Here is a 19,501-nt window from a genome sequence, read left to right as displayed (position 1 = left end):
CAGTGGCGCATGCTTGATTAGGTTTCAAATGGTCGTACATCCGGTCATAGCATCTTCCATTTCAATTTCAAAATGGATGAGTACGACAAGGTATCTCAGAGCTTTGCGCGCTGTTTTCTCTTGCTGGTTCCCATGTATTTCAGACCCGCGAACGGGTTGCCTTGGCGTCTTCCGGTAGGAGGACACCTATCCACAAAATAATTTGTAACAGAGGAAAATTTTGTTGTTACGAGGCAACGCTTAGCCCGCTTTTTGAGCAGGATTACCATTGGATTTGGTGAGAGAACGGGCACAAACCCGTTTTTCACAATACCCAAGAACAAACCTTTAAGGGCATCGCATCTGATTTTAGACCGCCTATCTTCGTTGGACGAAACTAGGAAGCCCACGATAACAACCTTTAAAATCAAAGTCTTATCGAATGTTTGCGGGGATACAGCTTTGGATACTACCTGCCGGCGAAAGCGGCTAACGCGACTACACGTGTCGCACGATCTGCTTTATCATATAGCGTTTTAGCACAATTGCTCAATCAATTGAGATCCTTATGCGAATGTTGCTCTCCCGTACTGCCCGCACCTCCGCTCTGACAGTAGCTGCTGTTTCCATGGCTTTGTTGGCTGGCTGTGCATCAAAAAATCCCCTTATCGACGGCCCCGCTACAGCAACCAACACCAGTGCAAACACGGAAAGTTCGGCAACGCCGACCAGCGCTACGGCAGACTCGGGCGTGCAAACCGTCAAGAATCGGCGTTTTTTCGGCATCTTCTCGCCTTATCGCGTCAATATTCAGCAGGGCAATTTCGTTTCGAAAGAAATGATCTCGCAAGTCAAAGAGGGCATGACAACCGATCAGGTGGCGTTTGCACTCGGCACGCCGCTACTAACAGACATGTTCCATGCGGGTCGCTGGGATTATGTATTTCGCCTGCAAAAAGGCAATGGCGAAGTGACCTCGAGCCGTGTCAGCGTGTTCTTCAAGGACAATCTTGTGACCCGTATCGAAGGTGGCGACCTGCCGACCGAAGCCGATTACCTGGCGCGTATTTCCGGCGGCGACAAAGAAGCCAAAAAAGCCACCGCAGATAGTGGTATTGCCAAGGATGTGCCGCTACCTCCTCCTACATCGCCAATGAAATAACCTGTCAGAATATTGAGTCAACATGAATCAAATGAAAATTGCCGTTGCCGGTGCGTCCGGACGCATGGGTCACATGCTGATCGAAGCCATCCAGAACGCTGAAGATGCAACGTTAGCCGGGGCGCTGGATGTGCCCACGGCCCCCGGGCTTGGAACCGATGCCGCTGCTTTCCTGGGTAAACCCGCCGGTGTCGCGATCGAGTCCGATCTCGCCAGGGGCCTGGCCAATGCCGCATATCTCATCGATTTCACCCGCCCGGAAGGCACTCTCAAGCATCTGGCGTATTGCGCTGAGCACGGCATCAAGATGATCATCGGCACCACCGGCTTTGACGAAGCTGGCAAGGCCGCGATTGCCGCCGCCGCGAAAAAAACCGCAATCATGTTCGCACCGAACATGAGTGTCGGCGTGAATGTCACCATGAAACTGCTGGAAATGGCTGCGAAGAGCTTTTCACACGGCTACGACATTGAAATCGTCGAAGCGCATCACCGTCATAAAGTCGATGCGCCATCCGGCACCGCGCTGAAGATGGGCGAAGTAATCGCCGCTGCACTCGGCCGCAAGCTTGATGATGTCGCGGTGTATGCGCGCGAAGGCGTGACCGGTGAACGCGATCCATCCTCCATCGGCTTTGCCACCATCCGTGGCGGCGATATCGTTGGCGACCATACGGTGCTGTTTGCCGGTGACGGCGAACGCGTCGAAATTACCCACAAGTCCTCCAGCCGGGTCACTTATGCACATGGCAGCCTGCGCGCCGCGCGCTTCCTGAGCGACAAGGCGACCGGGCTGTATGACATGCAGGATGTGCTTGGACTACGCTGACTTGCCGACCTGCTGGATACATGGCGATGCGAGGGTGCAAATAGTGATTCTCCCGCCATGCAAGTTAAACTGGATACAGCGCGAATCTGATTGAAGAAAATCATCGCTACTTGATTGTCGTTGTGCCGCACCATCACAATCCGGATCAACCAAATGAATCAAAATCTCGGGTTCGCCCACTACTGGTCGCAAGGCGACGTCATTTCGCATTCGGTCGCGTATTTACTCCTGCTGATGTCGGTGGTCAGCTGGTTTTACATCCTGTCCAAAACCTTGAGTTCTTGGCGCATCCGCCGCAGTGCAGCGGCGCTGGATGGTTTCTGGCAGGCGCCAACGCTGAGCGATGCGATTGCCGTTATCAAACCGGCCGATACTGAAAACGTCTATGCGCCGCTGGCAGAGCAGGCAGCCGATGCCGCTGCGATCAGAACACCGGTAGCGGGCAACTCCGCCGCGTCGCTAAATGCAGCGACCGATCTCGGCGAATTGATCACGCGCACTTTACGCCGTGAAATCAATCGTGTTTCATCCCGACTGGAAAGCGGTTTGACATTGCTGGCTTCGGTTGGCTCAACCGCGCCGTTCGTCGGCTTGTTTGGTACCGTCTGGGGTATTTATCATGCACTGATGGCAGTGTCCGCATCCGGCACTGTACAAATTGATAAAGTCGCCGGACCGGTTGGTGAGGCGCTGATCATGACCGCCCTTGGTTTGGTGGTCGCGATCCCTGCGGTATTGGCGTACAACGCTTTCACGCGCGTCAATCGGATCACACTGGCAGAGCTGGATGCGTTTGCCCATGACTTGCATGCCTATCTGACGACCGGCAGCCGGGTCGGCAAATAATCATCCATACTCCATACATCGCTCAATAAGCAACTATCAATCCGGGAACAAACATGGCATTCGGCGGATTCAACGACAATCAGCACTCGGCACCGATGGCGGATATCAATATCACTCCCATGGTTGATGTGATGCTGGTGCTGCTGGTGATCTTCATCATCACGGCACCGCTGTTTACGCACGCAGTGAAAGTCGACTTGCCGACGGCGCAGTCGGCGCCGGCACCCGAAAAGCCGGAAACAATTTCGTTGTCGATCGACCGTGCCGGAAAAATGTTCTGGAATGATGCGCCGATCGCGGAAAGCGAACTGGCCACCCGACTGGTCGCCGCCGCCCAACGGCAGCCGCAACCAGAATTGCAATTGCGCGCAGATAAAGACACCCGCTATCAGGTTTTGGCTGAGGTAATGTCACTGGCGCAGGGAAATGGCCTGACAAAAATCGGTTTCGTGACCAGTCCCAAAGACGCGCAAGCGGCGCAATAGCCCTGCCACCTTCCTGCTCCGGAAATACTTCCATCCTGGGGTAAAAACGAGTTCCAGCTGCCTGTATCAACCGTTCAACAGCCACGGACTTATGCCCGCTGTCGTACGAGAGCACCTGAACCAGTATAATCACCGGTTCAGGGTCAATTCGCCCAACGCTTTCTCACATTCACCTTTTTAGCCTCATCCCGCCATGCAAGAAAAATACAGCCCAGCCGACGTCGAAAAATCGGCGCAAGACTATTGGCGCGCCATAGACGCCTATAAAGCCGTCGAACACGCAAAAGATCAGAATGGTCAGGACAAGAAGAAGTTCTACGCTTGTTCGATGCTGCCGTATCCATCCGGCAAATTGCATATGGGTCATGTGCGCAACTACACGATCAACGACGTCATGTATCGCTACTTGCGGATGAACAACTACAACGTGCTGATGCCGATGGGCTGGGATGCGTTTGGCATGCCGGCGGAAAATGCGGCGATGGCCAACAACGTGCCACCGGCGCAGTGGACTTACAGCAATATCGAACACATGAAATCGCAGATGCAATCGATGGGGCTCGCCATCGACTGGTCGCGCGAAATGACGGCCTGCAAGCCAGAGTATTACAAGTGGAACCAATGGATGTTCCTGAAGATGCTCGAAAAAGGCATCATCTACAAAAAAACCGGCACCGTGAACTGGGATCCGATAGACCAGACCGTATTGGCCAACGAACAAGTCATCGACGGCCGCGGCTGGCGTTCCGGCGCGCTGATTGAAAAGCGTGAAATCCCGATGTATTACGCCAAGATTACCGATTACGCCGAAGAATTGCTGGAACACGTCGAGACCAAATTGCCAGGCTGGCCAGAGCGTGTGCGTCTGATGCAAGCCAACTGGATCGGTAAATCGACCGGCGTGCGCTTTGCGTTTCCGCACAAAATCGAGGAAGACGGCAAACTGATTCAAGATGGCAAATTGTGGGTATTTACGACGCGCGCCGACACCATCAAGGGTGTGACTTTTTGCGCTGTGGCGCCAGAACACGCACTCGCCACGTTCGCTGCCAAAACCAATCCGGAATTGGCTGATTTCATCGCCGAATGCAAAAAAGGTGGCGTTGCCGAAGCGGATCTGGCGACCATGGAAAAGAAAGGGATGCCGACCGGCCTCTACGTTTCTCATCCGTTGACAGGTCAACTGGTCGAAGTCTGGGTCGCCAATTACGTGTTGATTACTTACGGCGACGGCGCCGTGATGGGGGTACCGGCACATGATGAACGCGACTTCGCCTTCGCCCACAAATACGTGCTGCCAATTCGCCCGGTCATCGCCGTGGAAGACAAAACCTACTCCATCGTAAGCTGGCACGACTGGTATGCCGACAAGGAAAATGGCCGCTGTGTCGATTCCGGCAAATACGACGGCATGCACTATCAACAAGCCGTCGACGCGATCGCCGCCGACCTCGCTGCGCGCGGCCTGGGTGAAAAGAAAATCACTTATCGCTTGCGTGACTGGGGCATCTCTCGTCAACGCTATTGGGGCACGCCGATTCCCATCATCCATTGCGATGACTGCGGCGACGTACCGGTGCCCGAGAAAGATTTGCCGGTAGTGTTGCCGGAAGATTGCGTGCCGGACGGCAGCGGCAATCCGCTCAGGAAGCATGAAAAATTCCTGCATGTCGACTGCCCGCAATGCGGCAAGCCCGCACACCGCGAAACCGACACCATGGATACTTTTGTCGACTCCTCGTGGTACTACATGAAGTACACCTCGCCCGGCACTACCGATGCGATGGTTGATAGGCGTAACGACTACTGGATGCCGATGGATCAATACATCGGCGGCATCGAGCACGCGGTGCTGCATCTGCTGTATGCGCGCTTCTGGACCAAAGTCATGCGTGACTTCGGTCTGGTCAAGTTTGATGAGCCGTTCACCAATCTGCTGACCCAGGGCATGGTCCTCAACGAGACCTACTATCGGGAAGAAGCCAACGGCAAGAAAACCTGGCACAACCCGGAAGATGTCGAGCTGAGCTTCGATGACAAGGGACGTCCGCAGTCGGCCATCCTGAAATCCGATGGCCGGCCGGTCGACATCGGCGGCACCGAGAAAATGTCGAAGTCAAAGAATAACGGCATCGATCCGCAAGCGCAGATTGACCAATACGGTGCCGACACCGCGCGTCTGTTCACGATGTTCGCATCGCCGCCAGAGCAAACCCTGGAATGGTCAAACGCCGGCGTCGAAGGGGCGAATCGTTTCTTGCGCCGGGTCTGGAGTTTCAGCTACGCACAGGCAGCGAACATTGTGCCGGGCGCGAGCGCTGATTTTGCCGACCTGCCAGCGGCGCACAAAACCTTGCGGCGTGAAGTCCACAAGATCTTGCAGCAGGCCGACCACGATCTGAAACGCATTCAATACAATACCGTGGTGTCCGCCTGCATGAAAATGCTGAACACGCTGGAAGCTGCCAGGCTTGAGGCGTCAGCGGCCAGCAACGCGGTGCTGACTGAATGCATGTCGATTTTCCTGCGCGTGCTCAATCCGGTAGCGCCGCATATCACCCATACGCTGTGGCAAGAACTTGGCTTTGCCAAAATCCTTGGCGACATCCTCGATGCCAGCTGGCCGCAGGTGGACGCCAAGGCGCTGGAACAAAGCGAAATCGAGATGATGATCCAGGTCAACGGCAAACTGCGCGGCAGCATTTTGGTCGCCAAGGATGCCGACAAAGCCACCATCGAAGCACTGGCACTTGCCAATCAAAATGTACAGAAGTACCTCGAAGGCGCACCGAAGAAAGTGATCGTTGTGCCAGGAAAACTGATCAATATCGTTGCTTAGGATTGATCAGCTTGTGCCGGGCGGACTTAGTTATAAGCTAGTCAGCCCGGCCGTCGCACTCCGTCCCGCATCTTGAAACAAGGAATAACTGTATGACGCGAATTTCCATTAGCCGCCAACCGTTTCTTCGCTGGACCCTGCTCATCGCCATCACCGCCATGCTAGGCGCATGCGGCTTCCACGTGCGCGGCGCGGCCAATTTGCCATTCAAGTCAATCTATCTTGGCTCCGCCACCGGTACGCCGCTGGGTATCGAGTTGAAACGTAACATCGAGGCCAGCGGCAATACCGTCGCGGTACCCAAGGAACAAGGCGCCGAGGCGATTATGGAAGTTCTCGCGCAAAGCCAGGAAAAAATCATTCTGACGCTGAACAGCCAGGGCCGTGCGCGTGAATACGTGCTGTATTACAAATTTACGTTCCGCCTGAAAGACGCGCAGCAAAAGGAATTGATGGCGCCGACCCAGATCACCCTGAAGCGCGACATCAGCTATAACGAGTCGCAAGAACTGTCGAAAGTTGCCGAAGAGGCACTGCTGTATCGCGACATGCAATCCGATCTGGTGCAGCAAATTCTGCGTCGTCTGGCGGCACTCAAACCTGCCAACGCAACCAGTGACGCGGTAGCTGAACCGGCTGCGCCGGCACCATCGGTTCCATCGACAAAACCAGCGCAATAACGAGGCCCGGCAATGCAACTGCGGATTGACGCCCTTGACGCTCACCTGACTAAGACGCTGGCGCCGCTGTACGTCATCACCAGCGACGAACACCTGCTGGCGCTCGAAGCGGCGGATAAAATCCGCAAAAGCGCGCGCGCCAACGGTTGCACCGAGCGCGAGGTACTGGTGGTCGATCGGAGTTTTAAATGGGGCGAATTGCAGGCTGCGAACCAATCACAATCGCTGTTCGGCGATAAGAAATTGATAGAGCTACGCATCCCAACCGGCAAGCCCGGCAAAGATGGCGGTCAGGCGCTGCAGAATTATGCCGCAACGTTGAACCCGGATAACGTCACCATCATCACCTTGCCGAAGCTGGATTGGGCGACGCAGAAAGCGGCATGGGTGGCAGCGTTGCAGCAGACTAGCGCGTATATCGATATCCCACTGGTTGAACGTTCACAGTTGCCAAACTGGATCGGCGTGCGCATGGCTGGGCAGCAACAAAGTGCCGATCGACAGTCACTCGACTTTATTGCGGATCGGGTTGAAGGGAATCTGCTCGCGGCGCATCAGGAAATCCAGAAACTGGCTTTGCTGCATCCACCGGGCAAGCTGAGTTTCGAACAGATCCATGACGCGGTGCTGAACGTCGCCCGATACGATGTTTTTAAATTGAACGAGGCCATGCTGGCCGGCGATATCGCGCGTCTGGTGCGCATGATCGATGGCTTGAAAGGTGAAGGCGAAGCGCTGCCGCTGGTACTGTGGGCGATCTCGGAAGAATGCCGCACCTTGTTGAAATTGAAATCAGGCATGACCCAAGGCCGCCCGCTCGGCGCCTTGCTGAAGGAATACCGCATCTGGGGGCCGCGTGAACGACTGATGGAACCCGCCTTGCGCCGCTTATCGCTGGCGACGCTGGAAGCGGCGTTGCAACAAGCCGCGCAAATCGACAAAATGGTCAAAGGTTTGCGTGCCAAGGCCTACGCTGGCGATGCCTGGGACGCGTTGCTGCAATTGGGATTAACAGTCGCACGCCCGTAAACTAATATTGCGGCGTAACATCAAGACGATCGTCTAAAGTTAGAAATTACACAATCGAACTGAAACCCGAGCTACTTCCAACAGATCAGACATACTACACAATATGGATATCCAACAATACATCACCGAGGTAGGTCAACGTGCCCGCGCCGCATCACGTTTGATGGCGCGTGCCGATACGGCCGCCAAGAATCGCGCCTTGACACTGATCGCTGAAGCGATCCGGCGTGATGCCAACCAATTGCGCGCCGCCAATCAAAAAGACCTGGAAGCGGCACGTGCCGACGGTCTGGAAGAAGCGATGCTGGACCGTCTGACCTTGTCCGACCAAGCCATCGCGACCATGATTGAGGGCCTGCAGCAAATCGTCGCCCTGCCCGACCCGATTGGTGAAATTTCGAACATGAAATATCGTCCGACCGGGATTCAGGTCGGCCAGATGCGGGTACCGCTGGGCGTCATTGGCATCATTTACGAAGCACGTCCGAACGTCACCGTCGACGCCGCCGGTTTATGCATCAAAAGTGGCAACGCAACGATATTGCGTGGTGGTTCGGAAGCGATCCACTGCAATCAGGCTTTGGCAAAGCTGGTAAAGGAAGGACTGGCTGGCGCTGGCTTGCCAGCCGATGCGGTACAGATCGTCGAGACCACCGATCGCGCAGCGGTCGGCGCCTTGATCAGCATGCCGGAATACGTCGATGTCATCATCCCGCGCGGCGGCAAAGGCTTGATCGAGCGTCTGATCAAGGAATCCAAAGTGCCGATGATCAAACATCTGGATGGCATTTGTCATGTGTATATCGATGACCAGGCCGATCCGGAAAAAGCGCTGAAGATCGCCTTCAATGCCAAGTGCCATCGTTATGGCACCTGCAACACCATGGAAACCCTGTTGATAGCGCGCGCGATCGCCTCACAGGTGCTGCCGGAACTGGCGCATTTATACCGCACCAAAGGTGTCGAACTGCGCGCCGATGCCGAGGCCGGCAAGATATTGCGGTCCTGTGACTATCCGCATCTGACCGTAGCTACTGAGGAAGACTGGGGGACTGAATATCTGGCGGCGATTCTTGCCGTCAAGATAGTCGGCGATATGGACGAAGCCATCGCGCATATCAATCAATACTCGTCGCAACACACTGACAGTATCGTCACCGAAAATTATTCACGCTCGATGCGCTTCTTGCGTGAAGTCGATTCGGCTTCAGTCATGGTTAACGCATCGACCCGTTTTGCCGACGGGTTCGAGTTTGGACTGGGTGCCGAAATCGGCATCTCGAACGACAAGTTGCATGCCCGTGGACCAGTCGGACTGGATGGATTGACATCGCTCAAATATGTGGTGTTTGGTCACGGGGAGGTCCGCGTTTAAGAAGCAAACCAACATAGCAATCACACGTTTGTTCCCGGATTCACCACCAAGGACCCCCATGCTCTGGATTAAAGCGCTGCACATCGTCTTCATCGTTTCTTGGTTTGCCGGCTTGTTTTACCTGCCGCGCATTCTTGTCAATCTGGCACAGGAAACCGATGCGGTGGCGACCCAGCGACTGTTGTTGATGGCGCGCAAACTGTATCGCTTCATGACGCCGCTGGCGATCGGCACCGTGGTCTTCGGTGTCTGGCTGTGGATAGGATACGGTATCGGCAAAGGCCCTGGCAATGGCTGGCTGCATGCCAAGTTATTCATGGTTATTTTATTAATCGGTTATCACCACGCCTGTGGCAGCATGCTCAAAAAATTCGAACTGGGAACCAATAAGCGTAGCCATGTATGGCTGCGCTGGTTCAATGAAGTGCCGGTGGCTTTGTTGCTGGCTATCGTTACTCTGGTCGTCGTAAAACCATTCTAAATCGCGCTGCCAAGGATTCGACATGAGCAAAATCTGTGAATATTATTTCGCGCCCCATTCTCCATACTCCTATCTGGGGCATGCGCAATTGGTGGCGTTAGCCAAACAATATGGCGTACAAATGGTATTGAAGCCATTCGATCTGTCCAAAGTATTCGCTATCTCCGGTGGGTTGCCACTGGCTAAACGGGCGCCGCAACGACAGGCCTACCGACTTCAGGAACTGCAACGCTGGAGTGACTATTTGCAGCTGCCCATCAACCTGCAGCCGACCTACTTCCCGGTGCACAGCGATGAAGCTGCCAAGCTGATCATCGCTACGCAACTGGCGCACGGCACTGAGGCGGCACTGGAACTGACTGGCGCGATCATGCGCGCAGTGTGGGCGGAGGAGAGGAATATCGCCGACGCCGATACGCTGATTGCGATTGCAACCACGCTTGGCCGCGACGGCAAGACCTTATTGAAATCGGCCGACACCGCCAGCGTCGAAGCGGAGTTTGTGCGTTTCACGGAAGAAGCGATTGCGGCCAATGTCTTTGGCGCCCCCTGGTATGTGGTCGATGGCGAAGGCTATTGGGGCCAGGACCGGCTCGATTTTGTCGAACGTGCTTTTGCCAAATAAGGTGGTTGGAAATATTTATTTAAAGCAGCACTATTGAACCAGGAGCCTGGCGAACAGGCTCCTACGCAGCACGATGGCTATTTACCAACCAGTGAATAGCCATTTCACCGCAACATCGCTCCGCAGATGTTGCTAACGGACAAAGGGATCCCCTCATGGCACACGCACTAACCGCACAATCACCAACCTCAAAACACTCGTATTTTTGCCCTTGCCCACGTGGACTTGAGACTGCACTCGCCGAGGAAATAAACGAAATTGCGCAACTTACCGCACCGGCAGTCACGCTGAAGGTCCACAACCAGGTTCCTGGCGGCGTGCATTGCTCCGGTTTGCTGAGCGATGCATGGCGCATCAATCTGCACTCGCGCATTGCCAGTCGCGTGCTGATGCGCCTGGCGCACGGCTCCTACAAAACTGAAAACGATATTTACGATACGGTTCTGGAACAGGAATGGGAAAGCTGGTTCAGCGTTGGACACACCATTCGAGTCGATGTCACCGCCATCAAATCACCGTTGCGCAGCCTGGAGTTCACCACACTGAAAATCAAGGATGCGATCTGTGACCGTTTCCGCGATATCTGCGACGAACGGCCATCGGTCGATACCCACACACCTGACATGCGTATCGTGGGCTTTTTGGATGCGCATAATTTCACGCTGTATCTGGACACCTCTGGGGAAGCACTCTTCAAACGCGGCTGGCGTGCCGAAACCGGCGATGCGCCCCTACGCGAAAATCTTGCCGCCGGCCTGCTGCGCACCGCTGGCTGGAAACCGGGAACGGTGCTGTTCGATCCGATGTGCGGCTCTGGCACGATTCTGATCGAAGCTGCACAAATACTGGCCGGCATCCCATCCGGCGCCCGTCGCGACTTCGCGTTTGAAAAATTTCACGGCTTCGAAATTGCCCAATGGCAAGCAATCAAAGGTGCGATCAAACCGAACCCGATGCCGACCACACCGACCATTTTCGGCAGCGATATTTCCGGTGACATGGTGGCGATCACCGCAGAAAATCTGCGCAACGCCGGCATCCTGTTTGAAGTGCCGCTGAAGCAGATTGAAGCCCAGGAAGTCCGTCCACCGAACGAACTCAGCGCGAGCAGCGGCATCATGCTGACCAACCCACCGTACGGCGAACGAATCGGCGTCCGTGGCGATAGCACATTGGCGACCGATGATTTGTTCAATGAGTTCTTCAACGCGTTTGGGAATACGCTGAAGCAACGCTTCGCCGGCTGGACCGTGTTCCTGTTCACTGCCGACCTGACCTTGCCGAAATTGCTGCGCCTGAAAGAAGCGCGCAAGACACCGTTTTTCAACGGCGCACTGGAATGCCGCTTGTTCCGTTTCGATATGGTGGCAGGTTTCAACCGCCGTGAAGCGGCTAAACCTAAAGAGTAAAGCGCTAACCGCTAATTCGTTTGTGTTCGATCAAAAGCGCCATCAAACCAGATTTGATGGCGCTTTTTTCTGAGTGCAATGTATCAAAGCGACGGTCAGTGTACTGGCAGCTGCCAACCGATACCATGTTGCGGCAAGACTGGCATCAACGGTAGTGCCCAGCCACGGCCATCCAGCAGGACTTGCCCCAATAACGCCTGCGCATCACGATCACCGAGCGCGGCTGCGGCTTGCGGCGCTTCACCAGACAGAATTGCGGCACTGCCCTACGCTGATTCTGGGGGAGCACATCAACGGCAGATGGTGACATGAAATTCAATAGTAAATGGTAATGATTCTTATTTTAGGGTATAAATACACCTTCGGCCGGTTTGTGTTGGCTGGTGACGTTAGCGAGTTGCAAGGCAGAAATATCATTTATGCATGGTCTATTGAGAAGATAGCAAAAGCACTTGCAATCCCTGTTTAAATAGAGAATAATCTAAATAAGAATTGTTCGCATTTACATAAAGGACTATCATGGGCCACTCGTTACAGCGCGCAATAGAGCATCAGGATCATGAAAAATCATCCGCTTCAGGCGTCACCAAAGCAGTCACACCAGCAGTAACCCGCATCAAAAGTCAGGACCTGTTTCAGCAAATGCGTGAACTGGAAATCGATCACGGCGGCAGAATCTATAAATTGCGGCTGACGCAATTGAATAAATTGATCCTGACGGCTTGATTCGAAACGCAGGCAGGACAAATTAAGTCGTACAGGCAAAGTGAAGTTTCAAAAGTAATACAGCCAGCCAGAACGAGTAGCCAGCAAGTCACTGACAAGGAGCGTTTGATGGTCACCGGCGATATGAATGCGGCGTTTATTGAACCCAACAATGCGCCGGCACAACCGGAATTGCTGGTCTCGGCAGTATTACATCTGATGTCGCATTACACCGCACATCATCAGACGAATCAGCAGGAAGCTCGGGGTTGTACGAAACTGGCGTCAGTGATTGAACGGCATTTGAAGGCATTAGCGGCACTGCCGAACCTGGCACCGGTATTGCGCACCACCTGCCAGCAGTTGTCGGAACAATGGGCCGCAATAGTAGAGCGCAGCATCCCACGACCGGAGAAACACAATTTGTTCTCACGTTTGGTGAGCAGCACTCGTATCAATTGAAACTTTGTGATTTGTAGCGTAAGAATCGCGCTTATTTATTAATATCAATTCTTTATTGGTAGTAAGGTAAAAAATGATCGTTTGTGTTTGCAATAACGTCTCCGAACGAAAAATCCGCCAAGCGGTCGATTCAGGCATGTCGTCCATGCGAGAATTGCGGCAGAATCTGGGGGTCGCAGATAACTGCGGAAAATGTCATTCCTGCGCCAAGAACGTCTTGCGCGAATGCCTGGAAAACAATGTCCCGGCAGCACACCGTCATCTCCATGCTTTGGTATTCCAACCGATGCCAGTCGCAACAACCGCCGCCTAAGAGTAGTGAGCAGTAAATGAGCGCAACAATGTCGTCGTCACCATACAGTTTCCCCACAGTTGTGTGGCATCAAGTTAAACGTATCGGGCCACTAGGCGCGATCATTATTTTGTTGCACGTTGGTTTCTTCGTGGCCCTGCAAAGCGGCCTGATCCATCAAGCTGCGCAGGTGATGCCGAAAGAAGTGTTCGCGACCTTCATTACCCCTGAGCGGGCGCCTGAACCCACTCCGCCGAAACCACAGCCTGCTGTTCCTAAAACCGTTCCGGCAGTGAAGAAAAACATCGCACCACCACGGCCAACACCAGCGGTGAACAACTCGCCATCAGAAAAGGCCATTTCTGTTCCGGCGCCTGCACTGCAACCGCCACAAAAAGAAGAGCCGGTTGCTGCTCCTGCGCCCGTTGCTGCCCCGGTAGCGCCAGTCGCGCCGCGCACCATCAGTTCTGGCGTCGAATATATCCGCGCGCCTAGCCCCGAATATCCGTCCGCCGCCAAACGCATGGGAGAAGAGGGTAAAGTGGTCATGCGGGTGCTGGTCAATGAAAAGGGCCGTGCCGAACGCGTTGAGATTCAAAAAAGCTCCGGCTCGGAACGTCTTGATGAAGCTGCCAAACAGGCATTGATGCGTGCGCTCTTCAAGCCGTATACGGAGGACGGCAAAGCGATGCCGGTGTATGCCATCGTGCCGATCAATTTTCAGCTTTCAAGTTAAGCAACGAATTCAGTACGCATATTCAACATCAATGCGCACCATACCAAATCAACTATGGTTTTTACAGAAACAAAGGAACGTATCATGGAAGCAAGTCCGTACGGTTTAGAAGCGCTCTGGACGCAGGGTGATTTCGTCATTAAAAGTGTTGCAGTGCTGCTGCTCGCCATGTCAATCTCTTCGTGGTACGTGATTCTGACCAAGGCACTGCAAATCTTCCGATTCCAGCGCGCGGCCATTGCCGCCGGCCATCAATTCTGGGATACCACTAATCTGCCGGAAGGGATTGCCACTCTGGGTACCGAGAATCCGTTTGCCGATGTCGCTCAGGCTGGTGTCGTCTCAATGCGCCATCACACTGCCCACAAAGGTCATCTGCACGATCAGCTGTCTGCCAGTGACTGGGTCACATTGTCGTTGCGCCAGGCCATCGACGAAGCATCCGGCAAGCTGCAATCCGGCATGGCGGTGCTGGCATCGGTTGGCTCAACAGCACCGTTCGTCGGTCTGTTTGGTACGGTATGGGGGATTTATCACGCTCTGGTAGCCATCGGCACTTCCGGTCAGGCCAGTATCGATAAAGTTGCCGGTCCGGTCGGTGAAGCATTGATCATGACAGCGCTGGGGCTGGCGGTCGCGATTCCAGCCACCTTTGGTTATAACGCACTGGTGCGTGGCAATAAAACGATTATCGCCAAGTTGAATAAATTCGGCTTTGACCTGCATGCGCTATTCGTCACCGGCTCACGTGCCGACACCACCGAAGCCGCCACTGGTGGCAACGGTGCAAATAATGGTGCCAAGCTGGTTGCTGTGAAAGGTGCATGATGGCGATGGGCTCCCTGTCCGACTCGGACGACGACTTTAATCCCGAGATCAACACCACCCCGCTGGTTGACGTGATGTTGGTACTACTGATCATCTTCATCATGACGATCCCAGTCATGAATCACGCAGTCAAAATAGATTTGCCGCGCGCCACCAACCAGCCGGACCAGGTCAAGCCGGAGAGCGTCAGTCTGTCGATTGATGCGGCCGGCAAGGTTTACTGGAATGACGAAGTGGTTGATCGCAATGCATTGCAATTGCGGATTGCCACAGCAGCAAAAAAAGAACCGCAACCTGAATTGCATTTGCGCGCAGAACGCACCACGGAATACGAAAAAATAGCCCAGGTGATGGCCGCGGCGCAATCTGGCGGGCTTGGAAAAATCGGTTTTGTTACAGAGCCTGACACCAAGTAAGCAAGCTTGGGTGATCGAATAAACTGATTACGCTGCGGCAACCAATAAAGCCTTTGCATACTCTGTATGCGAAGGCTTTATGCTAATGGCTTCCCACATTCACCCCAATCATCCAAGTTAGCGCACCAGTGCTGAGCAGTTCTGGATATGGCGATCCTGTCTCTGCGCGAGACTTATGGCGAAATAGAGCAGGCGGTACAATTCGCCCGCAGTTATCACAACTAGCTAAGGATGTGGGCCTCCCGCTGACAACGTCAGCGGGACGTGTCATTCCCGGGGCAAAATAAGAGTGCGAATGATTCGTGCTAATGAATGATGAAAAAGCGGAGTGCCTACGCTATCATTGCTCCGTTTCAGGCGATGCCGGTCATATTTCCAAGTGTTATATCACCCTGCCCCTCCATCCCCAATTATTTTCGAAAGGCTCTCATGCAAGGCGACAAGAACATCATTAAACTGCTCAACGCGCAGTTGACCAACGAACTCACCGCAGTGAATCAGTACTTTCTACACGCCCGCATGTACAAGCACTGGGGCCTGGAGAAGATCGGCAAGAAAGAATATGAAGAGTCGATCGGTGAAATGAAGCATGCCGATCGCCTGATCGACCGCATCCTGATGCTGGATGGTTTGCCTAACCTGCAAGCGTTGCACAAACTGATGATAGGCGAAAACACGCCAGAGATGCTGGCATGCGATCTGAAGTTGGAGCAAGCCGCACAGAAGACCGTCAAGGAAGGCGTTGCTGCCTGCGAGGCAGCGGGTGACTACGTCTCACGCGAGCTGTTCAAAGACATTCTGGATGACACCGAAGAGCATATCGACTGGCTGGAAACCCAAATCGACCTGATCGACAAAGTTGGCCTGCAGAACTATCTGCAAAGCCAGATGGCTAGCTAGCCCGGATTTCAGGACCGGCCTGGTGAAATATCCGGGCGAAGTCAGCAAGCGCGCAGCCAACTCCAGAATTTCGTGTCTCGGGAAACACTGATGTTGGCTGTGTTGAATATGGCTTATGAGTAAGGCCATGCGTGGTTTTTCTCTCGGCTCATCCGAGCGACTGAATCAACGCGATCAACAGCTGATGCACCACTCTTAGCAAGATCAGCGCGACCAAAGGAGACAGGTCGACATTGCCCAGCAACGGAATAACCCGGCGCAATGGACGCAATAATGGCTCATTCAGCGCACGTACAAATGGTGCCAGCGGCGCCTGCGGATTCACCCAGCTGAAGATCGCTTCGATAATCAGCAGCGCGATCAGACCATAAAAAACCCACTGAAGAAACAGCAGCGCAGCCAACATTAACAGGGCGGTGACATTCAACGCCGAAGCGACCGCGAGTTGCAATGCAATGCAGATGACGGCCACCAGCAGCGCGCCTAGCAAGCTGGCCCAGTCATAGCCGCTAAATCCCGGCAGCACTTTGCGCATGGGACGCACCATCCAGTCGGATACGGTAAAGATGAACTGCGCCACTTGTTGTGGTGGACGCACCCGTACTGCCTGAATCCAGAAGCGCAACAACAGCACACCGCCCAGTACACTGGCGGCGGTCTCAATGATCAATGAAAAAATATTCTGCAGCACGATGTTTTCTCTCTTTCCAGATGTAGCGTGAAATTCCATTTCCAAATCAGCCTTGCCACTGTAAACCATGGCAAACATTAACGCTGGTCAACATAATGAAGTGAGATGGCTAATTTGAAAATGAAACTGACATGCAGGGTTACAAACCCTTACCGTTTCTTCATCGTGGCGTCGTCACAGCCACGTAAGGACACAAAAAACCCGCTGGATAGCACGAGGCCATACAGCGGGTAGTGCGCCTGAAATCAACCAGGCCTTCTTCTGACACACGAAAAATTACGGACGTGTACCAGTTGGGAACGGCCAGGCCGCTGCAGGGTTAAGTACAGTTTTGACTGCTGACTCAGCAGCAGGCTTCACTGCTACAGGCTTAACTACAGCCTTTTTCACCGCTGGCTTTTTGACGGCAGGTTTCGCTGCTGGCTTTGCCACTGGCTTAGCTACTGCAGGTTTAGCTGCTGGCTTGGCGACCGCTTTAGCTGCAGGTTTCGCTGCTGCTTTAGCTACTGGCTTCTTCGCTGCAGGTTTTGCTGCTGCTTTAGCTACTGGCTTTTTAGCCGCTGGCTTCGCTGCTGCTTTGGCTACTGGCTTCTTCGCTGCAGGTTTTGCTGCTGCTTTAGCTACTGGCTTTTTAGCCGCTGGCTTCGCTGCTGCTTTGGCTACTGGCTTCTTCGCTGCAGGTTTTGCTGCTGCTTTAGCTACTGGCTTTTTAGCCGCTGGCTTCGCTGCTGCTTTGGCTACTGGCTTCTTCGCCGCTGGCTTTGCTGCTGCTTTGGCTACCGGCTTTGCTGCTGCTTTTTTAGCTGCCGGCTTTTTAGCCGCTGGCTTTGCTGCAGGTTTCGCTGCGGCTTTAGCTACTGGCTTCTTCGCCGCAGGTTTTGCTGCCGCTTTGGCTACTGGCTTTGCTGCTGCTTTTTTAGCTACCGGCTTTTTAGCCGCTGGCTTTGCTGCAGGTTTCGCTGCAGGTTTCGCTGCGGCTTTCGCTACTGGCTTCTTAGCGGCGACGGGTTTTTTAGCTGCTACCGGCTTTTTAGCCGGAGCGGCTTTCTTCACAGCGGGTTTCTTCGCTGCGGGTTTTTTTGCTGCTGTTGCCATTATGTTTCTCCTTCACGTGATGGAAAAAATCAAGCTCCAAGTTGGAAACCCGACGGCCCCATCGCGATGGGTACGGCGGATTATTCATCGGCGCAATCACTTATTCTGCTTGCGCTAATGAATTCGGCACCAGCTGAACTGCTCCATCCCCTCATTGATGCAGCACTTCAGCCATTATCGGCTAGGGTTTTCTTCCACAACTCCATGATCGGGAAGAGAACACATCGTTCGCAACGCCTTGCGGCGGCGAGCATAGCCAAAAAAACGCCGGCGGTTACGCCTGCGTCGGAATTCGATTACTTCGTCTACAAAAGGCTTCCGGATTTTCCAAAGAAAACGCCGCCATGCCCGATTTAGTCGGGATGAGCGGCGACAACAGATAAGATCTTTTCAGTCTTTGACTGTTCATTAAATTGGATTACTACCTTCTGGTTATGCAGCGTTTTTTATGTACTGATCGCTGCATCTTTCCGTCCACCTCATTATTCTTGTCCGAGTTTCCGGAGCCATTATTCCCAGTTCAGTGCACCGCCGGTTTGATACTCGATGACCCGAGTCTCAAAAAAGTTGCGCTCTTTTTTCAGATCGATCATCTCGCTCATCCAGGGGAAGGGATTTTCTTCCTGAGGGAACATGGGGTCCAGTCCGATTTGCTGCGCGCGACGATTTGCGATGAACCGCAAATAGCCTTTGAACATAGGCGCATTCAAACCGAGTACTCCACGCGGCATTGTATCCTCTGCGTAGCGATATTCCAACTCTACCGCGCTTAAAAACAACGCTTTAATTTCGTCACGGAATTCCGCTGTCCACAAATGCGGATTTTCCATCTTGATGGTGTTGATCAGATCGATGCCGAAGTTACAGTGCATCGACTCATCACGCAAAATATATTGATACTGTTCGGCCGCACCCATCATCTTGTTTTGGCGACCCAGTGCGAGGATTTGGGTGAAGCCGACATAGAAGAAAAGACCTTCCATGATGCATGCAAACACGATCAGAGAACGCAATAATTTCTGGTCGTTCTCAGTTGTACCGGTCTTGAACTCAGGATCGGTCAGCGTGTTGATAAACGGAATCAGAAACTCGTCCTTGTCACGGATCGACTTCACTTCGTGATAGGCGTTAAAGATTTCTGCCTCGTCCAAACCGAGCGATTCGACAATGTACTGATACGCGTGGGTGTGAATCGCTTCCTCAAACGCCTGGCGCAGCAGGTACTGACGGCACTCAGGTGCTGTGATGTGGCGGTAAGTGCCCAGCACGATGTTGTTGGCAGCCAGCGAGTCGGCGGTAACGAAGAAACCCAGATTGCGCTTCACCAGACGACGCTCGTCATCGGTCAGGCCGTTCGGATTCTTCCACAGCTCGATATCGCGCTGCATGTTGATTTCCTGCGGCATCCAGTGATTGGCGCAACCGGCCAGATACTTGTCCCATGCCCATTTGTACTTGAACGGCACCAGCTGATTGACGTCGGTGTGGCCATTGATGATGCGCTTGTCCGCGGCATTGACGCGATGTGTCGTATCCACTGCAGCCTCGGTCGACTGCACCGGCGGCATGGCACGCGGGGCGGGTGTTGAACTTACTTGTTCATCCCAAGAGAGCATATTTCTTCCTTCACTTTATCT

At 53.8% G+C, this 19,501-nt stretch carries 22 protein-coding genes; 20 read left to right on the top strand and 2 right to left on the bottom strand.

Features of this window, described 5'->3' with window-relative positions; translation table 11 throughout:
* Positions 1-547 precede the first annotated feature (547 nt).
* From AC3CHX_RS00810 to bfr, 19 genes are all read left to right on the top strand, one after another.
* Positions 548-1,141, top strand: coding sequence for an outer membrane protein assembly factor BamE (locus AC3CHX_RS00810; RefSeq protein ID WP_488631616.1), 594 nt, complete (start codon positions 548-550; stop codon positions 1,139-1,141).
* Between the two features lie 22 nt (positions 1,142-1,163).
* Positions 1,164-1,970: a 4-hydroxy-tetrahydrodipicolinate reductase gene (gene dapB / locus AC3CHX_RS00805; RefSeq protein ID WP_488631615.1), complete on the top strand. Its 807-nt coding sequence runs from the start codon at positions 1,164-1,166 to the stop codon at positions 1,968-1,970.
* Positions 1,971-2,123: 153 nt separating this feature from the next.
* On the top strand, positions 2,124-2,816 hold the full coding sequence (locus AC3CHX_RS00800; RefSeq protein WP_488631614.1) for a MotA/TolQ/ExbB proton channel family protein: 693 nt from the start codon (positions 2,124-2,126) through the stop codon (positions 2,814-2,816).
* 53 nt (positions 2,817-2,869) lie between these two features.
* Positions 2,870-3,301, top strand: coding sequence for an ExbD/TolR family protein (locus tag AC3CHX_RS00795; protein ID WP_488631613.1), 432 nt, complete (start codon positions 2,870-2,872; stop codon positions 3,299-3,301).
* 193 nt (positions 3,302-3,494) lie between these two features.
* A complete protein-coding gene (leuS, locus tag AC3CHX_RS00790) occupies positions 3,495-6,140 on the top strand; it encodes a leucine--tRNA ligase (RefSeq protein ID WP_488631612.1) in 2,646 nt (881 codons plus the stop codon).
* Between the two features lie 92 nt (positions 6,141-6,232).
* Positions 6,233-6,820, top strand: coding sequence for an LPS-assembly lipoprotein LptE (locus AC3CHX_RS00785; RefSeq protein ID WP_488631611.1), 588 nt, complete (start codon positions 6,233-6,235; stop codon positions 6,818-6,820).
* Positions 6,821-6,832: 12 nt separating this feature from the next.
* A complete protein-coding gene (gene holA / locus AC3CHX_RS00780) occupies positions 6,833-7,849 on the top strand; it encodes a DNA polymerase III subunit delta (protein WP_488631610.1) in 1,017 nt (338 codons plus the stop codon).
* A gap of 103 nt (positions 7,850-7,952) precedes the next feature.
* Positions 7,953-9,224: a glutamate-5-semialdehyde dehydrogenase gene (locus AC3CHX_RS00775; protein ID WP_488631609.1), complete on the top strand. Its 1,272-nt coding sequence runs from the start codon at positions 7,953-7,955 to the stop codon at positions 9,222-9,224.
* 58 nt (positions 9,225-9,282) lie between these two features.
* Positions 9,283-9,705 carry a CopD family protein gene (locus AC3CHX_RS00770; RefSeq protein ID WP_488631608.1) on the top strand — a complete coding sequence of 141 codons (423 nt, stop codon included), beginning with the start codon at positions 9,283-9,285 and terminating at the stop codon, positions 9,703-9,705.
* A 22-nt stretch (positions 9,706-9,727) separates the two neighbouring features.
* The gene (locus tag AC3CHX_RS00765) at positions 9,728-10,330 is read left to right on the top strand and encodes a DsbA family protein (protein ID WP_488631607.1); all 603 of its coding nucleotides are present in this window, start codon (positions 9,728-9,730) and stop codon (positions 10,328-10,330) included.
* A gap of 155 nt (positions 10,331-10,485) precedes the next feature.
* Positions 10,486-11,739 (top strand): THUMP domain-containing class I SAM-dependent RNA methyltransferase, encoded by a 1,254-nt coding sequence (locus AC3CHX_RS00760; RefSeq protein ID WP_488631606.1) that lies wholly within the window; start codon positions 10,486-10,488, stop codon positions 11,737-11,739.
* Positions 11,740-12,258: 519 nt separating this feature from the next.
* Positions 12,259-12,465 carry a hemin uptake protein HemP gene (gene hemP, locus AC3CHX_RS00755; RefSeq protein WP_488631605.1) on the top strand — a complete coding sequence of 69 codons (207 nt, stop codon included), beginning with the start codon at positions 12,259-12,261 and terminating at the stop codon, positions 12,463-12,465.
* A gap of 108 nt (positions 12,466-12,573) precedes the next feature.
* Positions 12,574-12,906, top strand: a complete 333-nt coding sequence (locus AC3CHX_RS00750) for a hypothetical protein (RefSeq protein WP_488631604.1) — start codon at positions 12,574-12,576, stop codon at positions 12,904-12,906.
* A 73-nt stretch (positions 12,907-12,979) separates the two neighbouring features.
* A complete protein-coding gene (locus AC3CHX_RS00745) occupies positions 12,980-13,219 on the top strand; it encodes a (2Fe-2S)-binding protein (protein WP_488631603.1) in 240 nt (79 codons plus the stop codon).
* A gap of 16 nt (positions 13,220-13,235) precedes the next feature.
* Complete coding sequence (locus AC3CHX_RS00740) at positions 13,236-13,934, top strand: energy transducer TonB (protein ID WP_488631602.1); 699 nt, start codon at positions 13,236-13,238, stop codon at positions 13,932-13,934.
* Positions 13,935-14,018: 84 nt separating this feature from the next.
* The gene (locus AC3CHX_RS00735) at positions 14,019-14,762 is read left to right on the top strand and encodes a MotA/TolQ/ExbB proton channel family protein (RefSeq protein ID WP_488631601.1); all 744 of its coding nucleotides are present in this window, start codon (positions 14,019-14,021) and stop codon (positions 14,760-14,762) included.
* Positions 14,762-15,178, top strand: coding sequence for an ExbD/TolR family protein (locus AC3CHX_RS00730; protein WP_488644685.1), 417 nt, complete (start codon positions 14,762-14,764; stop codon positions 15,176-15,178). Before AC3CHX_RS00735 ends, AC3CHX_RS00730 begins: the two co-directional genes overlap by 1 nt.
* A gap of 147 nt (positions 15,179-15,325) precedes the next feature.
* On the top strand, positions 15,326-15,403 hold the full coding sequence (locus tag AC3CHX_RS00725) for a hypothetical protein (protein ID WP_488644684.1): 78 nt from the start codon (positions 15,326-15,328) through the stop codon (positions 15,401-15,403).
* A 204-nt stretch (positions 15,404-15,607) separates the two neighbouring features.
* Positions 15,608-16,078 carry a bacterioferritin gene (gene bfr / locus AC3CHX_RS00720; RefSeq protein ID WP_488631600.1) on the top strand — a complete coding sequence of 157 codons (471 nt, stop codon included), beginning with the start codon at positions 15,608-15,610 and terminating at the stop codon, positions 16,076-16,078.
* Between the two features lie 148 nt (positions 16,079-16,226).
* On the opposite strand, the gene AC3CHX_RS00715 is transcribed toward bfr, so the two are convergent.
* Positions 16,227-16,769, bottom strand: a complete 543-nt coding sequence (locus AC3CHX_RS00715; protein WP_488631599.1) for a YggT family protein — start codon at positions 16,767-16,769, stop codon at positions 16,227-16,229.
* A gap of 331 nt (positions 16,770-17,100) precedes the next feature.
* Here AC3CHX_RS00715 and AC3CHX_RS00710 point away from each other — a divergent pair, with 331 nt between their 5' ends.
* Complete coding sequence (locus AC3CHX_RS00710) at positions 17,101-17,982, top strand: hypothetical protein (RefSeq protein WP_488631598.1); 882 nt, start codon at positions 17,101-17,103, stop codon at positions 17,980-17,982.
* A gap of 391 nt (positions 17,983-18,373) precedes the next feature.
* Here the strand turns inward: AC3CHX_RS00710 and AC3CHX_RS00705 are convergent, their stop codons facing one another.
* Entirely contained in the window at positions 18,374-19,480 is a 1,107-nt protein-coding gene (locus AC3CHX_RS00705; RefSeq protein WP_488631597.1) for a ribonucleotide-diphosphate reductase subunit beta, read from the bottom strand.
* Positions 19,481-19,501 lie beyond the last annotated feature (21 nt).

This window comes from Glaciimonas sp. OK215, from assembly GCF_057787885.1.
Note: the sequence above shows the minus strand (reverse complement) of the source record. Positions and strands in the feature narration are given on the sequence as shown.

Excerpts from the sequence above, each read along its gene's own strand:
- bfr (WP_488631600.1), top strand. The coding sequence starts at position 15,608 with ATGCAAGGCGACAAGAACATCATTAAACTGCTCAACGCGCAGTTGACC.
- leuS (WP_488631612.1), top strand. The coding sequence starts at position 3,495 with ATGCAAGAAAAATACAGCCCAGCCGACGTCGAAAAATCGGCGCAAGAC.
- AC3CHX_RS00730 (WP_488644685.1), top strand. The coding sequence starts at position 14,762 with ATGGCGATGGGCTCCCTGTCCGACTCGGACGACGACTTTAATCCCGAG.
- AC3CHX_RS00795 (WP_488631613.1), top strand. The coding sequence starts at position 2,870 with ATGGCATTCGGCGGATTCAACGACAATCAGCACTCGGCACCGATGGCG.
- holA (WP_488631610.1), top strand. The coding sequence starts at position 6,833 with ATGCAACTGCGGATTGACGCCCTTGACGCTCACCTGACTAAGACGCTG.
- AC3CHX_RS00745 (WP_488631603.1), top strand. The coding sequence starts at position 12,980 with ATGATCGTTTGTGTTTGCAATAACGTCTCCGAACGAAAAATCCGCCAA.
- AC3CHX_RS00705 (WP_488631597.1), bottom strand. The coding sequence starts at position 19,480 with ATGCTCTCTTGGGATGAACAAGTAAGTTCAACACCCGCCCCGCGTGCC.
- AC3CHX_RS00760 (WP_488631606.1), top strand. The coding sequence starts at position 10,486 with ATGGCACACGCACTAACCGCACAATCACCAACCTCAAAACACTCGTAT.
- AC3CHX_RS00775 (WP_488631609.1), top strand. The coding sequence starts at position 7,953 with ATGGATATCCAACAATACATCACCGAGGTAGGTCAACGTGCCCGCGCC.
- AC3CHX_RS00810 (WP_488631616.1), top strand. The coding sequence starts at position 548 with ATGCGAATGTTGCTCTCCCGTACTGCCCGCACCTCCGCTCTGACAGTA.
- AC3CHX_RS00800 (WP_488631614.1), top strand. The coding sequence starts at position 2,124 with ATGAATCAAAATCTCGGGTTCGCCCACTACTGGTCGCAAGGCGACGTC.
- AC3CHX_RS00770 (WP_488631608.1), top strand. The coding sequence starts at position 9,283 with ATGCTCTGGATTAAAGCGCTGCACATCGTCTTCATCGTTTCTTGGTTT.
- dapB (WP_488631615.1), top strand. The coding sequence starts at position 1,164 with ATGAATCAAATGAAAATTGCCGTTGCCGGTGCGTCCGGACGCATGGGT.
- AC3CHX_RS00750 (WP_488631604.1), top strand. The coding sequence starts at position 12,574 with ATGGTCACCGGCGATATGAATGCGGCGTTTATTGAACCCAACAATGCG.
- AC3CHX_RS00765 (WP_488631607.1), top strand. The coding sequence starts at position 9,728 with ATGAGCAAAATCTGTGAATATTATTTCGCGCCCCATTCTCCATACTCC.
- hemP (WP_488631605.1), top strand. The coding sequence starts at position 12,259 with ATGGGCCACTCGTTACAGCGCGCAATAGAGCATCAGGATCATGAAAAA.
- AC3CHX_RS00725 (WP_488644684.1), top strand. The coding sequence starts at position 15,326 with ATGGCGATCCTGTCTCTGCGCGAGACTTATGGCGAAATAGAGCAGGCG.
- AC3CHX_RS00785 (WP_488631611.1), top strand. The coding sequence starts at position 6,233 with ATGACGCGAATTTCCATTAGCCGCCAACCGTTTCTTCGCTGGACCCTG.
- AC3CHX_RS00740 (WP_488631602.1), top strand. The coding sequence starts at position 13,236 with ATGAGCGCAACAATGTCGTCGTCACCATACAGTTTCCCCACAGTTGTG.
- AC3CHX_RS00735 (WP_488631601.1), top strand. The coding sequence starts at position 14,019 with ATGGAAGCAAGTCCGTACGGTTTAGAAGCGCTCTGGACGCAGGGTGAT.